This is a genomic window from Acidovorax sp. K2F (assembly GCF_025246485.1).
Taxonomy (GTDB): domain Bacteria; phylum Pseudomonadota; class Gammaproteobacteria; order Burkholderiales; family Burkholderiaceae_C; genus Acidovorax; species Acidovorax delafieldii.
In genome coordinates this window covers 79,789-103,143 of record NZ_JAOBSQ010000001.1, presented here as the reverse complement: position 1 = coordinate 103,143, position 23,355 = coordinate 79,789, and the positions used below count along the sequence as shown (strand labels likewise).

The 23,355-nt window shown below is 65.8% G+C and carries 18 protein-coding genes; 10 read left to right on the top strand and 8 right to left on the bottom strand.

Annotation, left to right across the window (positions count from 1 at the left end; genetic code table 11):
* Positions 1-14: 14 nt before the first annotated feature.
* The 6 genes from N4G42_RS00495 (at position 15) to N4G42_RS00470 (ending at position 6,478) form a co-directional block, all read left to right on the top strand.
* Positions 15-1,196, top strand: a complete 1,182-nt coding sequence (locus N4G42_RS00495; protein ID WP_260665752.1) for an ABC transporter substrate-binding protein — start codon at positions 15-17, stop codon at positions 1,194-1,196.
* A 13-nt stretch (positions 1,197-1,209) separates the two neighbouring features.
* The gene (locus N4G42_RS00490; protein ID WP_260665751.1) at positions 1,210-2,028 is read left to right on the top strand and encodes an ABC transporter ATP-binding protein; all 819 of its coding nucleotides are present in this window, start codon (positions 1,210-1,212) and stop codon (positions 2,026-2,028) included.
* Positions 2,025-3,824 (top strand): AMP-dependent synthetase/ligase, encoded by a 1,800-nt coding sequence (locus N4G42_RS00485; protein ID WP_260665750.1) that lies wholly within the window; start codon positions 2,025-2,027, stop codon positions 3,822-3,824. Before N4G42_RS00490 ends, N4G42_RS00485 begins: the two co-directional genes overlap by 4 nt.
* Before the next feature lie 85 nt (positions 3,825-3,909).
* Positions 3,910-4,743: an enoyl-CoA hydratase/isomerase family protein gene (locus N4G42_RS00480; RefSeq protein WP_260665749.1), complete on the top strand. Its 834-nt coding sequence runs from the start codon at positions 3,910-3,912 to the stop codon at positions 4,741-4,743.
* Between the two features lie 164 nt (positions 4,744-4,907).
* Complete coding sequence (locus tag N4G42_RS00475; protein ID WP_260665747.1) at positions 4,908-5,681, top strand: pirin family protein; 774 nt, start codon at positions 4,908-4,910, stop codon at positions 5,679-5,681.
* Between the two features lie 38 nt (positions 5,682-5,719).
* Positions 5,720-6,478, top strand: coding sequence for a gamma-glutamylcyclotransferase (locus N4G42_RS00470; protein ID WP_260665746.1), 759 nt, complete (start codon positions 5,720-5,722; stop codon positions 6,476-6,478).
* Positions 6,479-6,508: 30 nt separating this feature from the next.
* On the opposite strand, the gene N4G42_RS00465 is transcribed toward N4G42_RS00470, so the two are convergent.
* A complete protein-coding gene (locus tag N4G42_RS00465; RefSeq protein WP_260665745.1) occupies positions 6,509-7,582 on the bottom strand; it encodes a recombination-associated protein RdgC in 1,074 nt (357 codons plus the stop codon).
* 334 nt (positions 7,583-7,916) lie between these two features.
* Here N4G42_RS00465 and N4G42_RS00460 point away from each other — a divergent pair, with 334 nt between their 5' ends.
* On the top strand, positions 7,917-8,489 hold the full coding sequence (locus tag N4G42_RS00460) for a Spy/CpxP family protein refolding chaperone (RefSeq protein ID WP_060987148.1): 573 nt from the start codon (positions 7,917-7,919) through the stop codon (positions 8,487-8,489).
* A gap of 1,235 nt (positions 8,490-9,724) precedes the next feature.
* Here N4G42_RS00460 and N4G42_RS00455 read toward each other — a convergent pair.
* On the bottom strand, positions 9,725-14,617 hold the full coding sequence (locus N4G42_RS00455; protein WP_260665744.1) for an EAL domain-containing protein: 4,893 nt from the start codon (positions 14,615-14,617) through the stop codon (positions 9,725-9,727).
* 309 nt (positions 14,618-14,926) lie between these two features.
* Between N4G42_RS00455 and N4G42_RS00450 the strand changes: the two genes are divergently transcribed.
* Both N4G42_RS00450 and N4G42_RS00445 read left to right on the top strand, forming a co-directional pair.
* Positions 14,927-15,382 carry a MerR family DNA-binding transcriptional regulator gene (locus tag N4G42_RS00450; protein WP_056056913.1) on the top strand — a complete coding sequence of 152 codons (456 nt, stop codon included), beginning with the start codon at positions 14,927-14,929 and terminating at the stop codon, positions 15,380-15,382.
* 136 nt (positions 15,383-15,518) lie between these two features.
* Positions 15,519-15,920, top strand: coding sequence for a PaaI family thioesterase (locus N4G42_RS00445; RefSeq protein ID WP_200938879.1), 402 nt, complete (start codon positions 15,519-15,521; stop codon positions 15,918-15,920).
* Between the two features lie 53 nt (positions 15,921-15,973).
* On the opposite strand, the gene N4G42_RS00440 is transcribed toward N4G42_RS00445, so the two are convergent.
* The 4 genes from N4G42_RS00440 to leuA all read right to left on the bottom strand — a co-directional run bounded on the left by N4G42_RS00440 (position 15,974) and on the right by leuA (position 20,087).
* Positions 15,974-17,074 carry a 3-deoxy-7-phosphoheptulonate synthase gene (locus tag N4G42_RS00440; RefSeq protein WP_146870431.1) on the bottom strand — a complete coding sequence of 367 codons (1,101 nt, stop codon included), beginning with the start codon at positions 17,072-17,074 and terminating at the stop codon, positions 15,974-15,976.
* Positions 17,075-17,242: 168 nt separating this feature from the next.
* A complete protein-coding gene (locus tag N4G42_RS00435; protein WP_260665743.1) occupies positions 17,243-17,749 on the bottom strand; it encodes a C40 family peptidase in 507 nt (168 codons plus the stop codon).
* Between the two features lie 122 nt (positions 17,750-17,871).
* Complete coding sequence (locus tag N4G42_RS00430; protein WP_260665742.1) at positions 17,872-18,375, bottom strand: GNAT family N-acetyltransferase; 504 nt, start codon at positions 18,373-18,375, stop codon at positions 17,872-17,874.
* A gap of 11 nt (positions 18,376-18,386) precedes the next feature.
* Complete coding sequence (gene leuA, locus N4G42_RS00425) at positions 18,387-20,087, bottom strand: 2-isopropylmalate synthase (RefSeq protein WP_260665741.1); 1,701 nt, start codon at positions 20,085-20,087, stop codon at positions 18,387-18,389.
* 441 nt (positions 20,088-20,528) lie between these two features.
* Here leuA and N4G42_RS00420 point away from each other — a divergent pair, with 441 nt between their 5' ends.
* A complete protein-coding gene (locus N4G42_RS00420) occupies positions 20,529-20,894 on the top strand; it encodes a YciI family protein (RefSeq protein WP_056056900.1) in 366 nt (121 codons plus the stop codon).
* Between the two features lies 1 nt (position 20,895).
* Here the strand turns inward: N4G42_RS00420 and N4G42_RS00415 are convergent, their stop codons facing one another.
* Both N4G42_RS00415 and N4G42_RS00410 read right to left on the bottom strand, forming a co-directional pair.
* The gene (locus tag N4G42_RS00415; RefSeq protein WP_260665740.1) at positions 20,896-22,809 is read right to left on the bottom strand and encodes a putative bifunctional diguanylate cyclase/phosphodiesterase; all 1,914 of its coding nucleotides are present in this window, start codon (positions 22,807-22,809) and stop codon (positions 20,896-20,898) included.
* A complete protein-coding gene (locus N4G42_RS00410) occupies positions 22,806-23,354 on the bottom strand; it encodes a YfiR family protein (RefSeq protein WP_260665738.1) in 549 nt (182 codons plus the stop codon). The genes N4G42_RS00415 and N4G42_RS00410 overlap by 4 nt, the downstream gene beginning before the upstream one ends.
* Between the last annotated feature and the right edge of the window lies 1 nt (position 23,355).

The following is a 23,355-nucleotide window of genomic DNA, read 5'->3' as shown; positions in this document are numbered from 1 at the left end:
ATTCAGGAGACAACATGGACACACCACACACTTCCCTCCAGCGCCGCCACCTGCTGCTCGGTGCCGCTGGCGCCGCAGCCCTCACCAGCCCGCTGTCGGTGCTGGCCCAAGGCGCCGAAGAGATCGTGATCGGCGGCTCCATCCCGCTCACCGGCGTGTTCGCGTTTGCGGGCGTGGGCATCAACGCGGGCATGGGCGACTACGTGAAGATGCTCAACGACGCGGGCGGCATCAAGGGCCGCAAGGTCAAGTACGTGCCCGAGGACACGGGCTACAAGGTCGATGTGTCGGTGGCGGCGTTCAAGAAGATCACCAGCCAGAACAAGGTGAACCTGTACTACGGCGACTCCACGGGCTTCTCCAAGACCATCAATCCCGAGCTGGACCGCAACGGCAACATCCTCATGGCCGGCGCGTCGTTTGCCACCGAACTCAACGACCCCAAGAAGTACCCCAACCAGTTCCTCGTGGGCCCCGACTACACCGAGATGTTCGGCATCCTGCTCAAGCACATCGCCAAAGAGAAGCCCGGCGCCAAGGTAGCCTTCGTCTATTCCGATTCGGAATTCGGCCGCGACCCCATCGAGAAAAGCGAGGCCGAAGCCAAGAAGCTCGGCCTGTCGGTACCGATCAAGATCATGACGCCCGCCGGCAGCGTGGACGTGTCGGGCGAGGTCATCAAGCTGCGCCGCGCAGCGCCCGACTACACCATCTTCCACGGCTACATCCTCGCCCCCATCCCCGAGTTCATCACCCAGGGCAAGCAACAGGGCATGACCAGCAAATGGATGGGCACCTTCTGGACCATGGACAGCTCCACCGTCATGAAGATGGGCGAGGCCGCCGACGGCTTCATGGGCGTGATGCCCTACCGCTACTACTACGACACCGAGAAGGCGCCCATGCTGGAGAAGATCCGTGCCATGCGCCCCGAGTACCAGAGCACGGCCTACATCCAGGGCTTCCTGGCGGCCATGCTGTTCACCGAATCGGCCAAGCGCTGCCTGGATGCGGGCAAGCCGCTCACCGGTACCAACCTCAAGGCTGCGCTCAACTCCATCAAGGACTTCGACACGGGTGGCCTGATTGGTGTGCCGATCACCATCAGCGGCAACTCCATCCCCGTGGGCCGCGTGTACCGCGCGGACATGAAGGCGCAAAAAATGGTGGCTGCCTCCGACTGGATCAAGCTCTGACCCTGCTGTTGCCATGACCCAGCCAACCCCGGCCCACGTCCTCGAAGTCAACAACATCGAGGTCATCTACAACAAGGTGGTGCAGGCCCTGCGCGGCCTGTCGCTGGCCGTGCCACGGGGGCAGATCGTGGCGCTGCTGGGCAGCAACGGGGCGGGCAAAAGCACCACGCTCAAGGCGATCTCGGGCCTGCTGGCGCTGGAGGATGGCGTGGTCGAGAGCGGCAGCATCCACTTCAACGGCCAGCCTACAGCGGCCCTCGCACCGCAGCAGCTGGTGCGCAACGGCCTGAGCCATGTGATGGAAGGCCGCCGCGTGTTCGAAGACCTCACGGTCGAAGAGAACCTGGTGGCAGCGACCTATGCGCTCACGGGGCGCAAGGATGCGACGCCGGACTTTGATCTGGTCTACAGCTACTTCCCGCGCCTGCACGAGCGGCGCAAGGGCCTGGCCGGTTATCTATCGGGCGGTGAGCAGCAGATGCTGGCCATTGGCCGCGCGCTCATCGCGCAGCCCCAGCTCATCCTGCTCGACGAGCCCTCGCTGGGCCTTTCTCCGAAGCTGGTCGAAGACATCTTCACCATCATCACGCGCATCAATGCCGAACGCGGCACCAGCATGCTGCTGGTGGAGCAGAACGCCACCGTGGCGCTGGCCGTGGCGCACCGGGGCTACATCATGGAGAACGGCAAGATCGTGATCGACGGCACGGCCGAGCGCCTGGCCAACGACCCCGATGTGCGCGAGTTCTACCTCGGCATGGGCGGTGGTGGCGAGGCCAAGAGCTTCAAGGACATCAAACACTACAAGCGCCGCAAGAGATGGCTGTCATGACGCTCCCTGACCTCACCCTGCCCCAGATGCTGCGCGAGCGCGCGCGCACCGATGCGCAGCGCATCGCCATCCGGCAAAAGGACTTCGGCATATGGAAGCCCTTCACCTGGGCGCAGTACCACCAGCGCGCCACCCACTTCGGCCTGGGGCTGCGCGCGCTGGGCCTGCCTGCGGGCGGGCATGTGGGTGTGATCTCGGAGAACCGCATCGAATGGGTGCTGGCCCAGATGGGCGCGGGCCTGGTGGGCGCCGTGACGGTGGGTGTGTACCCCACCAGCCCCACCAACGAGGTGGCCTATGTGGTGGGCCATGCCGACATCGAGATCATGGTCTGCGAAGACCAGGAGCAGACCGACAAGCTGCTGGCCGCACTGCCCGAGCTGCCGCGCCTGAAAAAGATCGTGGTCATGGAGACCAAGGGCCTGCGCAGCTTTGCGCCCGAGGTGCGCCAGTTCATCACCACCTTTGACGAGGTGGAGCAGCTGGGCGCGGCGTCGGTCCAACAGGCGGTCATCGACGATGCCCTGGCACGCCAGCGGCTCGACGATGTGGGCCTGATGATCTACACCTCGGGCTCCACCGGAAAGCCCAAGGGCGCGATGATTTCGTACCGCAACATCCGGGGTGTGGTGCCCGGCATCGTGGACCGGCTGGAGTTGTCGCAAGGCACCACCCACCTGTCGTACCTGCCGCTGTGCCATGTGGCCGAGCAGATGCTGACCAGCTTTGTGCCCGTGTACATCGGCTCGCAGGTGAACTTTGGCGAATCCATCCGCACCGTGCAGGAAGACCTGCGCGAAGTCGCGCCCACCATGTTCCTGGGCGTGCCGCGCATCTGGGAAAAGCTGCACGCCGCCATCCACATCAAGCTGCAGGAAACGGGGGGCCTGCGCCGCGCGCTGTTCCACAAGGCCTACAACGCCTGCAAGCCCCTGGCCGAAAAGCCGCGCAGTGCCTGGAGCACTGCCGACAAGCTCACGTATGCCGCCAGCTACTGGCTGGTGTTCCGCGCGCTGCAGAACTTCATTGGCCTGCGCAATGCCCATGTGGCACTCACCGGCGCCGCACCCATTCCGCCCGACGTGGTGCGCTTCTTCCGCGTGCTGGGCGTGCCGCTCATCGAGGTGTATGGCCTGACCGAATCCACCGGTATGGTCACGGGCCACCGTCTGGACCATGTGGTGGTGGGCACCGTGGGCGTGCCCACGCTGGGTGTGGAGCACCGCATTGCGGACAACGGCGAGCTGCAATTGCGAGGCGACATGGTGTTTGCGGGCTACTACAAGAACCCCGAGGCCACGGCCAGCAGCATCATCGACGGCTGGCTGCACACGGGCGACGTGGTGCGCGAAGAGCAAGGCCAGATCAAGATCGTGGACCGCCTCAAGGACATCATGATCACCGCCGGCGGCAAGAACCTCACGCCGTCCGAGATCGAGAACACGATGAAGGGCAGCCCCTTCATCAAGGAATGCATCATCGTCGCCGAGGCGCGCAAGTTTGTGGGCGCGCTGGTGATGATCGACTACGAGACCGTGGGCAAATGGGCCGAGGCACGGCGCATTCCGTTCACGCACTTTCGCTCGCTGGTGGAACACCCCGAGGTGCGCGGCCTCATCGATGCCGAAATCAACCAGGGCAACCAGCGCCTCGCGCAGGTCTCGCAGATCCGCAAGTTCCACCTGCTGACCAAGGAGCTGGACCACGACGACGGCGAGGTGACAGCGACCATGAAGGTGCGCCGCGCGAGCATCTACAAAACCTATGCGGCCGAGATCGAGGCGCTGTACCAATAGCCCAGGGCTTGCGCATTGGGACCCACTTAATATCAAAACAGGAGCTGATAGCGCAATATCCACTAGCGCTTGAAGCGGATTTGACATGAAAAATACCGCCACAGACCCTGCAGCGGCCGCTACCGCACCGTCCGCACCCGCCCCACAGCCGCCCCTGCTGCTGGAGCGCCACGGCGCCATCGCCACGCTGCGCTTCAACCGGCCCGAGGCACTCAACGCCATCGACGTGCCCATGGCCAATGCCTTCCTCGCCGCCGTGCAGTCCATCGCTGCCGACCCCGGTGTGCGGGCCGTGGTGCTGCGTGGCAACGGCCGGGGCTTCATGGCCGGGGGCGACCTGGCCACGCTGCGCGCTAACCCGGTGCAGGGCGCCATCGACATCCTCACGCCACTCAATGCCGCCCTTCAGTTGCTGGCACAGATGAACGCGCCCGTCATCGCGCAGGTGCACGGCGCGGCCGCCGGTGCGGGCTTGAGCCTGGTGCTGATGGCCGACTACGTGATCGCTGCAGAAGGCACACGCTTCAACCTGGCCTACATCAACCTCGGCACCAGCTGCGACGTGGGTGCATCGTGGGCGCTGCCGCGCATCGTGGGCGTGCGCCAAGCGCTGGAGATTGCGTTACTGGGCGAGGCCTTCACCGCGGACGATGCGCTGCGCCTGGGCCTCGTCAACCGCGTGGTGCCCGGCGCCGAGCTGGACAGTGCCACCACCGCCCTCGCCCAGCGCCTGGCCAGCGGCCCCACACTGGCCTACGGTGCGATGAAGCGCCTGATGCGCGCGTCGATGGACCACACGCTGCCAGAGCAACTGGCCGCTGAAAAGGGCGCCTTTGTGCACTGCGCGGGCACCGAAGACTTCCGCGCTGGGGTAGAAGCGTTTCACCAGCGCCAGAGCCCGCAGTTTGTGGGGCGGTAGTTCGACACTCCTCCTCCACAACCCCTGTTGCGCCACGGCCGCCCCGCGCGGGCATTGGTCACGATTCCAGAACACTCCGTTTGCCCGCCCCGGGTTTATGCCGGCGCCGAGGCCGTCTACAGTTCACGCAGTGTCACCACTGGGTGCGCAAAAGACAAATCCCCATGATCACCGTCCGCCCCTCCTCCGAACGGGGCCGGTCCTCCACCGGCTGGCTGCACAGCGCCCACAGCTTTTCGTTTGGCGACTACTTCGACCTGCGCCACCAGGGCCATGGCAACCTGCTGGTGCTCAACGATGACACGGTGGCGCCCGGCAAAGGCTTTGGCACGCATGGGCACCGCGACATGGAGATCGTGAGCTATGTGCTCGACGGCGCCCTGGCCCACCAGGACAACCTGCACGAACGCACCGGCCAACAACCTGGCGGCCCGGCGGCCTCGGGGGCACCAGGGGCTGATCCGGCAGAGGCCCCCACTGGCATCCTGCACCCGGGCGACGTACAGCGCATGAGCGCAGGCTGGGGCGTGCGCCACAGCGAATTCAATGCGCTGCCCGACCAGCCCACCCATTTCCTGCAGATCTGGATCAAGCCCCTGTTCACCGGCATCCGCCCCAGCTACGCACAAAAACACTTCCCGTCCGCAGACCGCCGGGGCCGCCTGGTGCGCATTGCCTCGCGCCGGGGAGAGGACGGCTCGGTGACCATGAACGCCGACGCCTCCATCTGGGCAGGCTTGCTGGATGGCAGCGAAACCGCCATCCAAGTGCTGAACCCCGAACGCCTGGTCTACGTGCACGTGGCGCGAGGGGCGGTGCAGGTCAACGGCATCGCGCTGTCTGGTGGCGATGGCGCCTTGCTGGACGGCGAAAACACACTGACCCTGCACGAGGGCCACCACGCCGAGGTGCTGGTGTTTGACCTGGCGCGGCGTTAAGACACCTGACGCCCAACACCAGCGCGCCGAACTGCCCCATGACCCCCGACAACGCCTTCCTTCACCTGCCCGAGCTGCAAGGCCGGCTGACCCCTGCCCATGCCTCAGGCCTGCGCCTCACCGACGAGGTGCTGGCCGAGTGGGACGCCCAGGCGCGCTGCCAGGGCCTGCCCGCCCACTGGCGCCTGCCAGATATCGAGGTTGAGCAATCCCGCCGCGAGGTGCTTTCCACGATCACCGCCGAGCAGCAGGATCTGTGGGTGTTTGCCTATGGCTCGCTGATGTGGAACCCAGGCTTTCACTTTGGCGAAGTGCGCCGCGCCTGCCTGCCCGGCTTTGCACGCCGCTTTGCCCTGAGCACCACCATCGGCCGGGGCACCCCTGATTGCCCGGGCCTGGTGCTGACCTTGCAGCGCACGGGCGACGAAGACCCACAGGGCTGCGAGGGCCTGGCATTCCGCATCCCGGCGCCGCTGGTGGAGGACGAGTCCCGCCTGCTGTGGCGGCGCGAGATGATCACCGGCGCCTACTGCCCGCAACTGCTGCCCCTGCCAACGCCCCAGGGCGAAGTGCAGGCGCTGGTGCTGGTCGCCAACACGGCCCATACCCATTACCGGGCCAATCTGTCGCTGCAGGCCACGGCCGCGACGATTGCCACCGCCTGCGGGCGTATCGGCAGCAACCGGGACTACCTGGAGCAGCTGGTGCAGCAGTGTGGGGTGCTGGGCATTGAAGACGCCTATGTGCGTGAGCTGGCGGCGTTGGTGAACGCCGCCGCCTATAGCAGCGACCGCTGAAGCCGCCATGGCCCCGCTCGGGCCACGATCTCAAAACGGGGCCGACTCCGGGTCGGTATCGACGGGCACTTCCTGAGGACCGGTCACCACCCCACCCCCAGCCACTTTGCGTGCCGGCGCAGAGGGTGCTGCTGCTGGCATGGGTGACCGTGATGCTGCTGGAGCAGTTTCAGCCCTGTCACCACTCGCCACCGCCTGCGCCGCACCTGCCACTCCACTCTCGGTCTCCCCACCCAGCGCCTCGATCAGGTCCGGAATCAGCTTGACCAGCTCGCCCGTGGCAATCGCCACGTCAGTGTCAAAGCCGCCATCGTCTGCCTTGGTGCCTTCAAACACCGTGTCCAGGAACGACACCTTCTTGATCTGCAGGCCTTCGGTGAGCATGAAGCTCACGCGGTCGTCCCAGGTGAGGGCAAGTTTGGTGGGCAGCTTGCCGGCGTCGATGTGGGCCTGCACCTCCTCGATGTCCAGTGGGTGGCGGGCGTAGCGCACCACGGCTTTTTCCTCGTTGGCGCTTTTCAGTTCGCACTCGCGGTCCACCGTGAAGCCCACGGGTGGCTCCTGCTCCTTGAGCCAGTGGGCCATGGCGGCCTGGGGGCTGGTCTGGGTGTCGAGCAGCGACACCGACAGGCCCGGCAGCGATTCGACCAGCAAGGTCACCACTTCATCGGCACGGCCCTGGCTGGATGTGTCCAGCACCAGCAGGCGCGAGGCTGTGTCGATCCAGATCCACATCGAGCCCTGCTTGGTGAAGGCCATGGGCAGCAGGTCCAGCTTGGCCTCGTCTTTCAGCTCCTTGCTTTCCTTCTTGCCGGGCTTGCGGCCGGTTTCCTTTTCGATGCGTTCGGCCTTTTCCTTGACCTTGCGCGCCAGCACGCTGCCGGGCAGCACCTTGGTCTCGACCATGAAACGCAGGATCCACTGCCCGCCCACCGATTCGACCAAGGGGCCATGTAGTTCACCCCGGGGGGGCACCCAGCCCAGCGACTTCTCTTGCGTGGCGCCACATTCCTGGAACGGGGCCTTGGCCAGGGCATCCTCTACTTGCGTCAGCTCGACCTGCCATTGCGGAGCAATGCGGTACACGATCATGTTCTTGAACACGGAAAACCTTTGGTTGGGGTCGCTGCGGACAACGACACAGACACGGAACCCGCCATTGTCGGCGGTCGCCACCCAGGCGCCGGGCCGCTGGGGCACGGGCAGCCCTTGAGGGACTGAAAACGCTACACAATCAATAGCAAACGAGGCATATGCCACTAGCGCATCGCCGACTATTAGCCCAAAATTATCTCGGAGGCCACTTTGCAAGCGTTCGCTGCAACTTTACACAGCCTCACCCAACGCGCACGGTGGCGATACGTGGGCGGCAGACACTGGACTCCAATCGCTGAAACGGTCGTTGCAGCGAGCTCACCACCGCGAAAGGACTTCCACCATGGCATCCCGTTTCTCCCACCCCATCTCTCACCGCATTGCCGCCACCGCCCTGCTCGCCGCCATGGCGTTGCCTGTGCTGGCCCAGCAACCCCCAGCTGCGCCTGCGGCATCCCCCACAGCCCCCGCCAAGGCCGCCGAGGGCCGCCATGAACGCCACCATGGCGACATGGCCCAGCGCCATGCCAAGCGGCTGGCAGACCTCAAGGCCCAGCTCAAGCTGACGCCTGCACAGGAATCCGCCTGGACCACCTTCACCACCGCCATGCAGCCCGGCGAACGCCCCGCCCGCCTGGACCGCCAGGACATGGACAAGCTGACCACGCCGGAACGCATCGACCGCATGCGGGCCCTGCGCGCTCAGCACGCTGCCGAAGCCGACCGCCGTGGCGAGGCCACCAAGGCCTTCTATGCGACGCTGACGCCCGAGCAGCAAAAGACCTTTGACGCCCAGGCCCACCGCGGCCACCCCATGGGTGGCATGCGGGGTGGCGAGGGCCGCCACGGGCACGGCGACCACCACGGCGGCATGCGCGGGGGCGAAGGCCGTCCGGCCCCCGCTCCGGCCAAATAAGGCCCCCCGGCCAGGCTGACAGGCGCTAAGGCGCACACCCGCCAACCCGGCGTTCTTCACTGAACGCCGGGTTTTTTGTTGTGGCGGCCAGCCCATGGGGAGCAGCGAACGGCCATATGCGACGCAGCTGTGGATAACTCTGGGCACAGTTCTGGCACAACCGGGCAGTTATCCACACAAAAATCCGCCACCCGAAAGTTGTTGTCGGTGAGCCCCGCACTTTGTGCGAGCTGTCCCACACACTTTGCAGAGACGCAAGTACGCGCCAGCATTGAAGAAAAGACGCTTGTCCACACAAACAGGCGTTCTCTACTACTACTGCTATTTATATATAAAGCTATTAAAGAATAACCAGAACACCAACTCCGGGGTACCCATCACACGCCTGCGACGTGCGGTTCTGCTTGTGGGGGCCTGTCTGCACGGACATCACCACCAGGCCGTGGTGGCTACAGCTCGGCCTGCCCTGCGGCTCACTCAAGTCCTCTTGGGCACCCACAGGCGGTCGTTAACCGCACGAAACGGCTTTACGGCCTGGTACGAGGGATGTGCTGTGCCAAGGCCCTGTGCGCTGCATCGACCATCGTCTGGGCAGGTTCTGACCGCCTCACTGGCGCCCCCAAGCCCCTGCAGTACTGGAAGCGGAGCGTCACATCTGCCTCAGCGCTATTAATTAGAGAGCAAAAAAGATATACGGCCGTAGCGCTACGGGTCGTTTTGATTGAAATTCCTGCTGCCCACGCGCCCGGTGCGTAAAACTGGGGATAGTTTTGGCACAACCGGGGGCTTATCCACAGAAAAGGGCGACGCGCCGCTTTTGTCCCCGCTCGGGCGACAACGGGAGCTGGGCTGAGTGCACAGGGTTGGCAGCGGGCTAAGTGCTTGCCAGCGCTGGCAAAAATGCAGTTGTCCACACGCCAGGCCGCCCTCTACTACTACGACTATGTATTTATAAAAGACATAAGAAGAAGACAGAGGACAACTGGGGCGATGCAAACGGCAGGGGTGGACGAAAGCAGCACCCACATGTCAGGCGTACCCGGGCTGCCCAGGACGGAAGATGGGATCTGGAGACGCCCAGAAGGCCGTAGAGGGCCTTGGGCGCAAAAGCAGGCCCAGGGGGGCCGAAACAGACCCACCGGCCGCTCACGGGCCTCCTGAGGCCCTCAGAAGGGAGTTAGGGTGGGATGGGACTAAGGGGTGGACAAGCGCCGGGAACACCTGGCGGGCGCCGCTTATGCCTGCGAGGTGCGCAGGAAGCTGTCCAGAACGTCCACCGACAGCGCCTTGCTGAACAGGTAGCCCTGGTAGAGCTGGCAACCTGCGCGGGCCAGCAGAGCGCATTGCTCGGGGGTCTCCACGCCTTCGGCGATCACTTCCAGCCCCAGGCTGCGCGACAGGCCGATGATGGTGTCCACGATCGCAGCGTCGTTGGGGTCGGTCAGCAGGTCGCGCACGAAGCTCTGGTCGATCTTGAGCTGATCGAGTGGCATGCGCTTCAAGTAGCTCAGGCTGGAGTAGCCCGTGCCAAAGTCGTCCAGCGAGAAGCCCACCCCGTACGACCGCAGCGCGGTCATGGTGGCGATGGTGGTCTCCATGTCTTCCACCAGCAGGCTTTCGGTCAGCTCCAGCTTGAGCTGGGCCGAGGGCGCGCCGGTGATGGCGAGCACGCGGGCCACGTCGTCCACAAAAGTGGCATGGCGGAACTGGCGCGAACTCACGTTGACGGCCATGGTCAGGTGCGACAGGGCCGGGTCGCTCTGCCAGCTGGCCAGCAGCTTGCACGCGGTGTGTAACACCCAGCGGCCCAGCGGCAGGATGAGGCCCGTCTCTTCAGCGAGCGGGATGAACTGCGCGGGCGACACCATGCCGCGCTGCGGGTGGGCCCAGCGCACCAGCGCCTCCACCCCCACACAGCGGCCCGACTGGTGGATTTGCGGCTGAAAGTGCAGCAGGAACTCTTCCTGCATCAGCGCCGAGCGCAGGTCGGTTTCCAGCCCAGCGCGTGCCGTGACCACGGCCTGCATGTCGGGGTCAAAAAAGCGCAGCGTGTTGCGGCCGGCCGTCTTGGCCTGGTACATGGCCAGGTCGGCCTGCTTGAGCAGCTCGCCCACTGTGGTGTGTTCGCCGGTGAACGGCGCAATGCCGATACTGGGGGTGCTGCGGTACTGGTAGCCCTGCAGCGCATAGGGCACGGCCAGCATGGCCAGGATCTTTTCACCCACGCCCCGGGCGTGCAGTGCCAGCTCGTGCGGCTTGGGGCTGAGTTCTTCCAGCATGACCACAAATTCGTCACCCCCCAGCCGGGCCACCGTGTCCACGCTGCGCACGCAGGTGTTCAGGCGCTGCGCCACCTGTTGCAGCAGCAGGTCGCCCTGGTCGTGGCCCAGGGTGTCGTTCAGGGTCTTGAAGTTGTCGAGGTCAATGAACAGCAACGCCCCGCCCTGCTGGCGCCGCTGCGCGGTGGCCAGGGCCTGGTGCATGCGGTCCATGAGCAGCATGCGGTTGGGCAGGCCGGTGAGCGCATCGTAGAACGCCAGGCGCTGGATCTCGCGCTCGCTGGCCTTGCGCTGGCGGATATCGGTGTTGATGGCCAGGATGGACTGTGGCTGGCCGTCGTCGCCACGCACCAGCGTCCAGCGGCCTTCCACCTCGATGGTGCTGCCATCGCGGTGGCGCTGCACGATCTCGCCGGTCCACTCCCCCTGCTCCAGCACCGTCTGCGTGGCGTGCCGGAAGTGCGTGGGGTCTTCGTAGAGCAGTGTCTCGATGGACTGCCCCAGCGCCTGCAGCTGCGACCAGCCGTACAGGCGCTCCGCGCTCTTGTTCCAGAAGATGATGCGGTGGTCCAGGTCCCGCACCAGGATGGCGTCCTGGGCCTTGTCCAGCAGCGAGGCCTGGTGGCGGATGCGGATATCGGCCAGCTGCCGCTCGATCTCGGCCGACGCACGCGAGGCAAAGATCTGCAGCGTGGATGTGATGAAGTCCGTGTCGGCAATCGCATGGCGGAACAGCACAAAGACGATGCCCACCACCTCGCCGTCGGCATTGCACAGCTGCTGGCCCACATAGGCCTGGGCACCCACCGCGCGCAGCACGGGGGCTTCGGGGTACAGCTGCTGCACCTTGTCGGTCACCACATGGGTACGCTGGGACATCAGCAACAGGCTGGGCGTGCCGGTCAGGCTGTATTCGTCGTTGGGCAGCATCTGGCCGTCGAGCACGGCGGCCAGCGTGACCACCCGGGGCGCCTGGTCTTGCGAATGCGGCAGCAGCCGCACCACGCAGCCGCCCTGGGCATCCAGCGCATCGGCCATGTTGCGCACCAGCTGCACAAAAAATTCGGTGCCGGTGCTGGCCGACACGGCCGCCGCCACCTTGAGCACCGAGGCCTGCAGCCGCTGCTGCGCCTTGTGCGCGCGCAGGCTGGTGATGCCGATGGCCAGGTCGTTGGACAGCTCTTGCAGCAGTGCGGCTTCTTCGGGGCTGATCTGCAACACGTCGGGTGCATACAGGTACAACAGGCCAAAACTGCGGTCCTGCGCGTGGTCGCGCGCATGCTCGCGCAGCGGCAGGCAGATCACGCCGTGAAAGCCATGCTCCAGCATGCGCTCGGTCCAGTCGGCAAAGTCCCCTTCGGTGCGGATGTCCTGCACGATCACCGGCTGGCCGGTGCGCACCGCAATGCCCGCCGGGCCCCGGCCATAGGGGTCGTCGGCCGACCAGCTCAGTTGCAGGTTTTCCAGGTAGTTCTGGTTGTAGCCCGCATGGGCCACCGGGCGGATGGACTTGCGCTCGTCGTCCATGGCAAACCCCACCCAGCCCATGCGGTAGCCACCGATGTCCACCGCAATCTGGCAGATGGCCTGCAGCAGTGCGGTCTCGGACGTGGCGCGCACCAGGGTTTCGTTGCATGCGCTCAGCAGGCGCTGGGCACGGCCCATGCGCGCCAGCTCGCGCTCGGTGCGCAGGCGGTCGGTCACGTCGGTGGCCAGCACCTGGCGGGCTGGGCGCCCGTTGAAGCTGATGCTGCCTGCCGTGATCTCCACATCCATGAAGCTGCCATCCTTCTTGATGTGGCGGCTGATGACCGGCGCGTTGCGCTGTTCCATCGGAACGGCGCGGATGTTGGCCTCGACGTTGGGGCGCCGGTCAGCGGGCCACAGGTCCAGCATCGACATGGTCAGCAGCTCGGACTCGGTGTAGCCATAGTGGCGTTCCATCGACCGGTTCACGGCCTGCAGCTGCAGGGTTTCACGGTCGTACACCCACATGGGGTGCGGGTGCTCGTCAAACAGCATGCGGTATTGCTGCTCGGACGCATGCAGCTGCCCCGCCACATGCCGCAACTGCACCATGGCACCCAGCGACTCGGTCAGGATCTCCAGGTGCGCCACATCGCGGCGCGAAAATGCATTGACCTTGTCCGATGTGACCTTGAGCGACCCGACGATGGCGTCGCCACTGCGCAGCGGAACCGCCATGACCGACCGTACGCCGTGGCGGTGGGGCATCGAAGCCATGTCCCAGCCCTCGGCCTCGGTGTCGTTGCACACCACGGTCTGGCCCTTGCTGAGCGCAGGCCAGAGCAGGCTCTGGTCCACTGGCAGCAGGTTGCCCACCGGGCGCACGTGGTCACCGGCCGAGGCTTGCGCCACCAGCTGGCGGCCTTGCAGCAGCTCCACCATGGCGCCGCGCGCTTCGGTCTGGCGCAGCACGGTGCTGGCCACCAGCTGCAGCACCTCGGGCAGCGGCATGTCCAGCGACGAAATGCGCTGCTGCACCTGCAGCAGCTCGGCATGGTTCTGTGCGTCGCGCTGGGCGTCCAGGTCGGCCAGCTTTTGCGCGCTGATGTCCGTCATGCCGCCCACCATGCGCACGGCCTTGCCCTGCAGGTCGCGGATCAGGAAGCCCCGGTCCAGCACCCAGGCATAGCTGCCGTCCTGGCGGCGAAAGCGGTATTCGTCCGACCAGTGGTTGGCCGTGCCGTCGATGGCTGCATGGATGCCTTCGAGCACTTCTTCGCTGTCATCGGGGTGCAGCCGCAAGGTCCACGAGGTGCTGTCGGGCGGCAACTGGTCGAGTGGCACACCGAACAGGGTCTGCATGCCTTCGTTCCACCACATGGCATCGGTGTGCAGGTTCCAGTCCCACACCGCGTCGGCGGTGGCGCGAGAGACCAGGTGAAAGCGCTCTTCGCTTTCACGGCGGGCCTGCCGGGCCTGGTGCTGGGCCGAGATGTCCTGAAACGCCCCCTGTATCCGCACGATGCGGCCCTCGGCGTCGCGCACCGCCTGCCCGGTGGTGCGCACCCAGAAGTGCCGACCCGCCAGTGTGACAAGTTCGGCCTCCAGGTCAAACGGTGTGCCGTGGCGGATGCAACTCTCAAACGCTGCCAACATGGCCTGCCGGTGTGGGGGCAGGTACAGCTCCATGATCTGTTCCACCGAGCCCATGCGTCCCGCAATGCCGAAGGCGGCGGCGATCTCCTGCGACCAGTTCAGCTGCAGGCTGGGCAGCTCCACGATCCACCCGCCAATGCGGGCCATCTGCCCGGCCACGCGCAGGGTCTCGCTCTGGGCCAGCAGTTCGGCATGCATCTTGTCGCGCTGCTGCACCAGGTCGGCCAGCACCTGCTTTTGGCGGCGCAGCTCCAGCTGCACCATGGCCTGCTCGGCCAGTATGCGCAGGCCCTCCAGCTGCTCGGCCTCGATGTGCCGGGGGATGGAGTCCAGCACCGCCAGCGTGCCCAGCGCCTGCCCCTCGGGGGTGACCAGCGGCACACAGGCGTAAAAGCGCACATGGGGGTCCTGCGTGACCAGCGGGTTGTGGGCAAAAACCGGGTGCTTGTGGGTGTCGTTGACCACCATGGGCTCGCGGCTGCCGCTCAGTGCATGCGCGCAGAACGCAATCGCGCGCTCGGTCTCCTTGAACGGTACACCCACTGCGGCCTTGAACCACTGCCGGTCGCTGTCCACGAAGTTGACCACCGCCATGGGGCACTGGCATACACGCGCAGCCAGCGTGGCCAGCTGGTCAAAGCTGTCTTCCGCCGGGGTGTCGAGGATTGCGTAAGACTGCAGTGCCTGGAGCCGGGCGGCCTCTGCGGTGGCTTGCGCTGGTGGCATGGTCAGTCCACCGTGGCGCCGCTGCGCACGCAGCTGCCCAGCCTGGTCGGTGCGACCAAGCCATGGGTGGCGGGGCGGAGTAGCGTCGGCAAGGCAATCGGGCAGTAGAGGGAGCGTGCAATGCGGCCGCACCGCGCGCTCAGGTTCACAGCGCCACAAGCACTGTGGCAAAGAGGGTCAATGCTACACCGCACAGACCTTGCTTGCGACGTGCGCCTATGGGGGTTTGTCCCAAAAAACACAGTGTTTTGACCTCGGGCAGTCACCCAGGCAACCTTCGCGCAGCACGAGGCTTGCTAACGTGGCCCCATGCAGATTTCCGAACTCGCGCAACAGGCCTCGGTGTCCGTCCACGCGCTGCGCCACTACGAGCGGCTGGGGCTCATCCACCCCGACCGCCGGGCCAACGGCTACCGCGACTATCCGGCCCGCATGCGGCGCGAGGTGGTGTTCATCGCCATGTCCCGCCAGCTGGGCTTCAGCCTGCCGCAGATTGCCCTTCGCCTGGATGAATACCGCGCCGGCACCCTCGGCATTGACGACATGGTGCAGGCCTTGCAGGCGCGTGTGGACGCGATCGACCAGCAGATCGCTGCGCTGCAGTCCCAAAAATCCACCGTGCAGGCGCACCAGGCCTGGTTGCGTGGCCAGTTGCTCACAAAGCAGCGATCAAAAACCCAGGGTCGGCAAACACCCTCGGGCGCAGCCACTGCATCTACCAAGCCCTGGCCGCGTGTGCGTGCCCCGTCGGCCCGCAAGCCCTAGACCCCTCGCAGCACCCAAACCCCCCCACCCCCTGGAGACCCCCACCATGACAGCCCCACTCACACCCGCGCCCTGCGATGCTTTGTCCAGCGGAGCCCGTAGCACCATCGAAACTCTGCAGGCCGTGGTGCTGGCCATGCCGATGGCCCGCACGCTGGGGCTGCGCTTTGTCCATGCCGAGCCCGGCCGGGTGGAGGTGGAGATACCGGTGAGCGAGGCCTTCAGCTTTCGCCCCGGCCAGTTGCAGGCCACGGCCGTGTTTGCGGTGGCCGACTTTGCGGCGGTGGCGGCAGCAGGCAGCGTGTTACCACCTGGCTGGACCAATGCCACGGTGGACACCACCTTGAAAATTGTGGCCCCTGCCCAGGGCGAGTGCCTGCGGGCGCGTGGCCGCGTGGTGGATGCGGGGCGCCTGCTCACCGTCTGTGCCGCCGACGTGTGGGCAGTGGATGCCGCCGGCCAGCAGCGGCTGTGCGCTACGCTGCTGGCCACGGCGCGCAACATCGACATGGGGGCCGCGAGGCCGCCCCAGGGCTGATAGCGCAGCCTGACGCCAGGCGTGCCAGCCGAGCACAAGGTGCGTCGGGTGTGTCAGGCCTTCTGGCGCCGCGCCCGCACTGCTGCTGCCAGTCCTTCAAGGACCGGCACGGTTTGCGCCATGCTGATGCAGGCATCCGTCACCGACACGCCATGCGCCAGTGGCTGGCCGGGCACGATGTCCTGGCGGCCCTCCTGCAGGTGGCTCTCGATCATCAGCCCGGTGATGCGTGTGTCGCCTGCGGCAATCTGCTGCGCCACTTCTGCCGCCACGGTGATCTGGCGCTGGTGCTGCTTGCTGCTGTTGGCGTGGCTCACGTCAATCATCACCTGCTCGCGCAGGCCGGCGGCCTTGAGCACGGCGCAGGTCGCATCCACATCGGCGGCGCTGTAGTTGGGCTGCTTGCCGCCGCGCAGGATCACGTGGCAGTCCTGGTTGCCGCGCGTTTCAAAGATCGCGGCCTGGCCCATCTTGGTCATGCCCATGAAGGCGTGCGCGGCACTGGCCGCCAGGATGGCGTCGCTCGCCACCTTCACGCCACCATCGGTGCCGTTCTTGAAACCCACGGGGCACGACAGGCCGCTGGCCAGCTGCCGGTGACTCTGGCTCTCGGTCGTGCGCGCGCCGATGGCGCCCCAGCTCACCAGGTCGCTGATGAACTGCGGCGAGAGCAGGTCCAGGAACTCGGTGCCCACGGGCAGGCCCAGCGCCAGCACGTCCAGCAGCAGCTGGCGGGCCAGCTCCAGCCCCTCGTTGATGGCAAAGCTGCCATCGAGATGCGGGTCGTTGATGTAGCCCTTCCAGCCCACAGTGGTGCGCGGCTTTTCAAAGTACACCCGCATCACGATGAGCAGGTCGTCCTGCAGTGCATCGGCCTGTGCTTTCAGCTGGCGTGCATAGTCCATGGTCTGGCCATGGTCGTGGATGGAGCAAGGCCCCACCACCACGATCAGCCGGTCGTCCTGCCCATGCAGGATGCGCGAAATGGCAGCGCGGCTGGATTCGACCAGGGTCAGTGCCGCATCGGGCGTGGGCAGCCATTCCTGCAGCAGCGCCGGTGTGATCAGTGGGCGCACGGCCTTGATGCGCGTGTCATCAATGCGGGTGGTGTCGTGGGTGGAGATGGGGGTGGCGGAGCGGTGTGCGTGGGTCATGGTGGCCCCGATTGTCGCGGAGCCCGATCACATGCCGAATCGAGGCTCGTTGCTGGATACCGGCGCGGCCCTCGCGCGAGACGCAGAGCAAGGGCCGCCCCGCAGCGAGTGCGTCGTCCCCCTGCCCGCAGCGCGTAGCGGCGAAGCCGCTCAGGGGGGTGTCCGAATTCAAGGCCTGCGGAACGCCGCATTCTGCCGCGCCCAGTGGCGCGACTGCAGGTGGTCCAGCCGCACCGTGCCGCCGGAGGACGGCGCATGCACGAACCGCCCTTCGCCCACATAGATGCCAGCGTGGCTGGGCTGGCGGCCCGTGCCAAACACCACCAGGTCGCCGGCACGCAGCTCGCTGCCGTCGATGGGATAGCCCCAGGTGTTGAGCTGGGCCACCGTGCGCGGCGGTGGTGTACCCACCTGGTTGCGGTACACATAGCCGATCAGGCCGCTGCAATCAAAGCCCGAGTCCGGGGTGTTGCCGCCGTAGCGATACGGCGTGCCCACCAGGCCCAGCGCGTGGATAGCAATGTCGTGTGCCTGCTCCGGCGTGAGCGGCGGCGCCGTGCGTGTGGAAGCCTGCGGTGGCGACGAGGGGGACGGAGGCCGCGATGTACTGCAACCGGCCAGCACCAGCAGGGCGGCGGTGCAGGCGGCAAGGCTCAGGCTGTGAAAGGCGCGCATGGGCCCGAGGTTACTGGACTTACGCGGCTCCCTGCACTTTACCCAGGCTCCCCAAGGTCTTTGCGCGCCAAGCCTTGCGCAGGCCGTTGGCAGTGCCTGAGAAAACCCCCTGTCGATCCCCGTCAGAACGGGGTATTCCCTGCGGCCTGTTTGTACGCCATGCTGGATGCATCGCTGGCGCGCTGCATCGGAATGAATGCAACCCCGCGGGTCTCCACCCTGGGACCCGTTGCCAAAAACTCCATGCGCTCATAGAAGCCCCGGGCATGGGGTGTCGCGTTGACTGTGATGCCCGGTGCAGGGCCGGTAGCGATATGGGACAGGGCGTGTTGCCACAGTTGCTGCCCGTAGCCAAGTCCCTGGAAAGCCTCGGCCACAAACAGATGGAACAGGTGGCTGTCCTCCCGCACCACCACGACGCCCGCCAAGGTGTTGTTGCGTGTCCACCCCACCCAGGTCTTGAACGATGGACTCTGCAGCCGTAGCGCCACCGCCTCGGGCTGCAGGGTCTGTAAAAACGCCTCCGCACCACGCCCGTTTTTGTCCAGCGTGAAGAAGTGCGCCACCGACAACGCAAGCGCGCTGATGGCGGGCGCATCCCGGGTCGATGCGGTAAGAATTTCCATGCTGGTTTCGGTCACACGGCCAGGGACGTTGCTTCTGGATGCAACGCAGGCCGCCGCGCCATCAACCGGTTGGCCACGCTCACAATCGCTTGCACCGAGGCAGTCACGATGTTGTGGCTGGCGCCTGCCCCAAAGGTGGAACCTGCCACGCCGTCCATGGCTGCTTCCACAATCGCCATCGCCTGCGCGTTGGCGCCCGTGCCGGTGGCGCGTTCCTCGTAGTGGTCCACCCGCAGTGGCAGGCCGAGCGCTTCCACCGTAGCGGCAATCGGCCCGTTGCCCTGGCCGCGCAGGGTCTGGCGCGTGCCGTCGATGGTCACGTCCAGCTCGATGCCCTGGCCGTCTTCGTCGATGCGGTGGCTGTGGCAGGTGATGGCGGCCTGTACTGTGGCGTTTACAGGTGCCTGCAGGTAAGTGGCTTGGAACAGGCTCCACAACGCATCGCCCGTCATCTCGCTTTCGCTCGCGTCCGTCTGGCGCTGCACCACGGCACTGAACTCCACCTGCATGCGGCGCGGCATCACCACGCCATGCTCACGCTCCAGCAAGAAGGCGATGCCGCCCTTGCCCGACTGGCTGTTCACCCGGATCACGCTGTCATACGTGCGGCCGAGGTCGGCCGGGTCGATGGGCAGGTAGGGCACTTCCCACAAGGCGTTCGGGTCTTGCGCAGCAAAGCCCTTCTTGATCGCGTCCTGGTGCGAGCCCGAGAACGCGGTGAACACCAGGTCGCCCGCATACGGGTGGCGTGGATGCACGGGCAGCGAGGTGCATTCTTCGGCAATGCGCGCGACCGAGGTGATGTCCGAGAAGTCAAGGTTCGGGTGCACGCCCTGCGTGTACATGTTGAGCGCCAAGGTCACGATGTCCACGTTGCCGCAGCGCTCACCGTTGCCAAAGAGGCAGCCTTCCACACGGTCGGCACCGGCCATCATTGCAAGTTCTGCCGCCGCCACGCCCGTGCCCCGGTCATTGTGCGGGTGCACCGACAAGACGATGTGCTCGCGTGGCGACAAGTGGCGATCCATCCACTCGATCTGGTCGGCAAACACGTTGGGCGTGGCGTTTTCCACCGTGGTGGGCAGGTTGATGATGATGGGGCGGCCAGGGCCCGCATTCCATGCGGCAACCGCCGTCTGGCAGGCCTTGAGGGACACGCTGAGTTCGGTGGCGCTGAAGGTCTCGGGCGAGTACTGCAGGGTCCACTGCGTTTCGGGCTGGGCGTCGGTGAGCTGCTTGAGGTAGCCCACATGGTGTGCGATGAGCTGCATCACCTGCGTCACGTTCATGCCAAACACGATGCGGCGCCACGCGGGCGCGGTGGCGTTGTACAAGTGGACGATGGCGCGGGGTGCGCCTTTCACGGCCTCCACGGTGCGTGCGATCAGGTCCTCGCGCGACTGGGTCATGACCATGATGGTCACGTCGTCGGGGATGAGGTTTTCGTCGATGAGGCGGCGCACAAAGTCGAAATCGATTTGCGACGCGGCCGGAAAGCCGACTTCGATCTCCTTGAAGCCGATACGCACCAGCTCGTGAAAGAGCTTCATCTTGCGCTCGCCGTTCATGGGCTCGAACAAGGCCTGGTTGCCATCGCGCAGGTCGGTGGAGAGCCACACGGGCGCGTGGGTGATGCTGCGGTTGGGCCATTGGCGGTCGGCGAGCGCAATGGGGGCGATGGGTTGGTATTTGGTGGCGGGCTTGGCAATCATGAGGGGCTCCACGAAGGGTGTGTGCGGTGTGCCAATCAGGCACGGTGCACGGGTCAATCGGAATCGAAAGAAATCAAAACGAATGACATCCCCTGCAGCCCTTTGCGTGTGCAAAGGCTGGTTCGCGGGCCGGGGTCAGGGGGAGATCAGGTGTTGCGCAAAACGGCAACGCTGGCGAACGCAGGCAGACCCCGGCCAGGCACTAGGCCTAGCGATAGGGTGGATAGGAGCATGCTGCGTTGCATAGGGAACCAAAGATAGCACAGCGATGCTGCGGTGCGCAACCATTTGCATGAAATCTGCCTATGGCGCTGGTTGTATATGCCTAATTAGCTATTAAATATATAGCAAATGAGGCTGGTAGCATGACGCCCTTGAACGCCCCCAGCTCTGCCACTGCCCATGGCGGCTGGCACGATTGGCCCCGATTCAGGAGATCCCATGCCTTACCTGTTGCTCATCATGGAACCCCACGGCCAGCGTGCCGAGCGGGGCCTGGCCGGTGGCCAGGAGGCCTATGCCCGCATGCAGCGTTTTGGTGCCGGTCTGCAGGCCCGGGGCCTGTTGCGCGCCAGCGAGTCGCTGGCCTCGACCGAGCAGGCCGTGCGGCTACAGGTGCGCGAAGGGCAGACCCGTCTGACCGACGGGCCGTTTGCCGAGACCAAGGAAATGGTGGGCGGCTTCTTTCTGATCGACTGCGCCACGCGCGACGAGGCCGTTGCCATTGCCCGCGAATGCCCGGCCGCCGAGTGGGCCACCGTGGAGGTGCGCGAACTGGCGCCCTGCTACCACGGCGCGGTGGATTGAATCAAGCCGAAGCGCCTGCCTGCAGCGCCAGGAACTGCGGCGCTGGCATGGGGCGTGCAAACACATAGCCCTGCAGCACATCGCAGCCTTGCCGCACCAGGTAGTCGGCCTGCTCCTGGGTTTCCACGCCCTCGGCGGTCACCTGCAGCCCCAGGCCGTGTGCCAGCGCCACGATGGCGGTGACGATGGCACGGCTGTGCTCCTGCCCCGGCAGGTCTTTGACAAAGCTGCGGTCGATCTTCAGGCGCCGCATGGGCAACTGGCGCAGATATGCCAGTGACGAGTAGCCGGTGCCAAAGTCATCGATGGCCAGGTGAATGCCCAGCTGGCTCAACCGGTGCAGCGTGTGGGCGCCGGCCTCCATGTTTTCCATCAGCACGGTTTCGGTCAGCTCGATTTCCAGCAGGTGCGCGGGCAGGCCCTCTTCGCGCAGGATGTCCATCACGCGTTCCAGAAACTGTGGGTCACCCAGCTGCCGCGCCGAGATGTTCACGGCCACGCGCAGGGGCGGGCCCCCTTTCCACTGTGCGGCGTCGCGGCAGGCGGTGCGCATCACCCAGTAGCCCAGCGGGGCAATGAGTCCGCAGTCCTCGGCCACCGACACGGCTTCGAGCGGCGACACGGAACCCAGCTCCGCATGCGTCCACCGCAGCAAGGCCTCGGCGCCGACCAGGGCCCGGTCGCTGGCGGCAAACAGGGGCTGGTAGTGCAGCGCCAAACCGGTGCCCTGCTCCAGCTCGGCACGCAGCGCCTGTTCAATGGCCTGGCGCCGCACCACGGCCAGGTTCATCGACGCATCAAACCGCACGCAGCGGTTCTTGCCCATCTCCTTGGCGCGGTACATGGCGGTGTCGGCGTTGCTCACCAGCGCGTCCATGTCCATCGCATCGTCGGGAAACGTGGCAACGCCTGCGCTGCAGGTCACGTTGACCTGCTGGCCGACCTCGGTGTAAGCGGCCTGGAAGACGCTGACGATGCGCTGCGCGTATTTCTCCAGCGCCGCGTCATCCATGTCCAGCCGCAGGATCAACGCAAACTCGTCGCCCCCCAGGCGCGAGATGGTGTCGGTGCTGCGCACCACGGATTGCAGGCGCCGAGCCACCTGGCGCAACAGGCCGTCCCCCGCCGCATGGCCGAAGGTGTCGTTGAGTGTCTTGAAGTTGTCCAGGTCGATGTACACCAGTGCCACCCGGTAGCCCGCACCGCGTGCGCCCTGCAGCTCGGCGGCCAGCCGCTCGTTGAACGCGTGCCGGTTGCCCGTGCCGGTGACGGCGTCGGTGTGGGCCAGCGCGTGCAAGCGGTTCTCGGCCTCGCGCACAGCAGCGCGGCTGCGCAGCACCATGGCGGTGGCCATGGCCATCACGCAAATGGCGATCAACAAGGCGGTGCCAAACCGGATGCCCAGCCGCATGTACACCGCTGCCATCGACTTGCGGATGTACAGCGTGCCCCAGGTGGTGCCAGACGCCTCGACGGGCCGGGCGATCTCCAGCATGCGCCAGCCAGCGCGCTCTGCGGCGCCGTCCAGTCCCGTGGCACGCAGCGTGGTGGGAAAGTCCGGGTCGCGGTCGCGTGCGTAATGCGCAAACAGCACGCCATCCTTGTCGTACACCGTGGCGCTGATCACCATGGACGATGACCGCAGCGCGCCCAGCATTTCGTTGGCGGTGCTGGTGTCGCGGAACACCACGGCCGCAGAGATGTTGTCGGCCACGATGGCGGCTTCCACCCGGCTGTCTTGCAGCATGGATGCACGGGTGCTCCAGTAGTCCACGCCGGTGAGCGCCAGCACCACGGTCAGCAGCGCCAGGCCTGCGGCCAGGATGCCGGTGACCACCAGGCGCGATGACAGCAGGGCATGTGTCGCCGGGCTTGCTGGCGCTGCGGTGTCGGCTTCAGCGGGGCGTGTTTTCATCGGCCTCCCCTGGCCAGCCGCAGAAGCCGTGAGCTGATGATGAGGCCGGCCTTGCTGGCGGCGTCGGGGCTGATGCCGAACACCACGCGCCCTTCCTGCTGGGCCAGGGCGATGACGATTTCTGGATTCACAAAGGTGATTTCATCCGACACGGTGAGGATGCCGTGGGACGGCGGCAGGGTACGCAGCAGTCGCAGAACAGGCTCCACTTCGGCGTTGTGGATGATGAGCACGCGGCAGCCACGAATCGCCGGCAGATCCAGCAACCGCACGCGCACGGTGCGGCCCTTGGTGGCCTGTTTGCCATCGAGCGCAGTCAGGGCGCGCTTGAGCGGGCTGAAGGCAGACACGCACACCGTGACGTCATTGCCGGGCGCGCCATCGCTGTCGGGCCAGTCGATGAACTGGATGAAGTTGAAGATGTAGGCGGCCTTGAGGTCCAGGTCAGCCACGGGCTCGTTGTCACGGGCTGCACTGGTGCCCACGCCACACACCGTCCACAGGCAGATCGCCAGCAGCGTGCGCAATCGCAGGAAATAGGCCATG

Coding starts and splice junctions, on each gene's coding strand:
- N4G42_RS00495 (WP_260665752.1), top strand. CDS start 15: ATGGACACACCACACACTTCCCTCCAGCGCCGCCACCTGCTGCTCGGT.
- N4G42_RS00490 (WP_260665751.1), top strand. CDS start 1,210: ATGACCCAGCCAACCCCGGCCCACGTCCTCGAAGTCAACAACATCGAG.
- N4G42_RS00485 (WP_260665750.1), top strand. CDS start 2,025: ATGACGCTCCCTGACCTCACCCTGCCCCAGATGCTGCGCGAGCGCGCG.
- N4G42_RS00480 (WP_260665749.1), top strand. CDS start 3,910: ATGAAAAATACCGCCACAGACCCTGCAGCGGCCGCTACCGCACCGTCC.
- N4G42_RS00475 (WP_260665747.1), top strand. CDS start 4,908: ATGATCACCGTCCGCCCCTCCTCCGAACGGGGCCGGTCCTCCACCGGC.
- N4G42_RS00470 (WP_260665746.1), top strand. CDS start 5,720: ATGACCCCCGACAACGCCTTCCTTCACCTGCCCGAGCTGCAAGGCCGG.
- N4G42_RS00460 (WP_060987148.1), top strand. CDS start 7,917: ATGGCATCCCGTTTCTCCCACCCCATCTCTCACCGCATTGCCGCCACC.
- N4G42_RS00455 (WP_260665744.1), bottom strand. CDS start 14,617: ATGCCACCAGCGCAAGCCACCGCAGAGGCCGCCCGGCTCCAGGCACTG.
- N4G42_RS00450 (WP_056056913.1), top strand. CDS start 14,927: ATGCAGATTTCCGAACTCGCGCAACAGGCCTCGGTGTCCGTCCACGCG.
- N4G42_RS00445 (WP_200938879.1), top strand. CDS start 15,519: ATGCCGATGGCCCGCACGCTGGGGCTGCGCTTTGTCCATGCCGAGCCC.
- N4G42_RS00440 (WP_146870431.1), bottom strand. CDS start 17,074: ATGACCCACGCACACCGCTCCGCCACCCCCATCTCCACCCACGACACC.
- N4G42_RS00435 (WP_260665743.1), bottom strand. CDS start 17,749: ATGCGCGCCTTTCACAGCCTGAGCCTTGCCGCCTGCACCGCCGCCCTG.
- N4G42_RS00430 (WP_260665742.1), bottom strand. CDS start 18,375: ATGGAAATTCTTACCGCATCGACCCGGGATGCGCCCGCCATCAGCGCG.
- leuA (WP_260665741.1), bottom strand. CDS start 20,087: ATGATTGCCAAGCCCGCCACCAAATACCAACCCATCGCCCCCATTGCG.
- N4G42_RS00420 (WP_056056900.1), top strand. CDS start 20,529: ATGCCTTACCTGTTGCTCATCATGGAACCCCACGGCCAGCGTGCCGAG.
- N4G42_RS00415 (WP_260665740.1), bottom strand. CDS start 22,809: ATGAAAACACGCCCCGCTGAAGCCGACACCGCAGCGCCAGCAAGCCCG.
- N4G42_RS00410 (WP_260665738.1), bottom strand. CDS start 23,354: ATGGCCTATTTCCTGCGATTGCGCACGCTGCTGGCGATCTGCCTGTGG.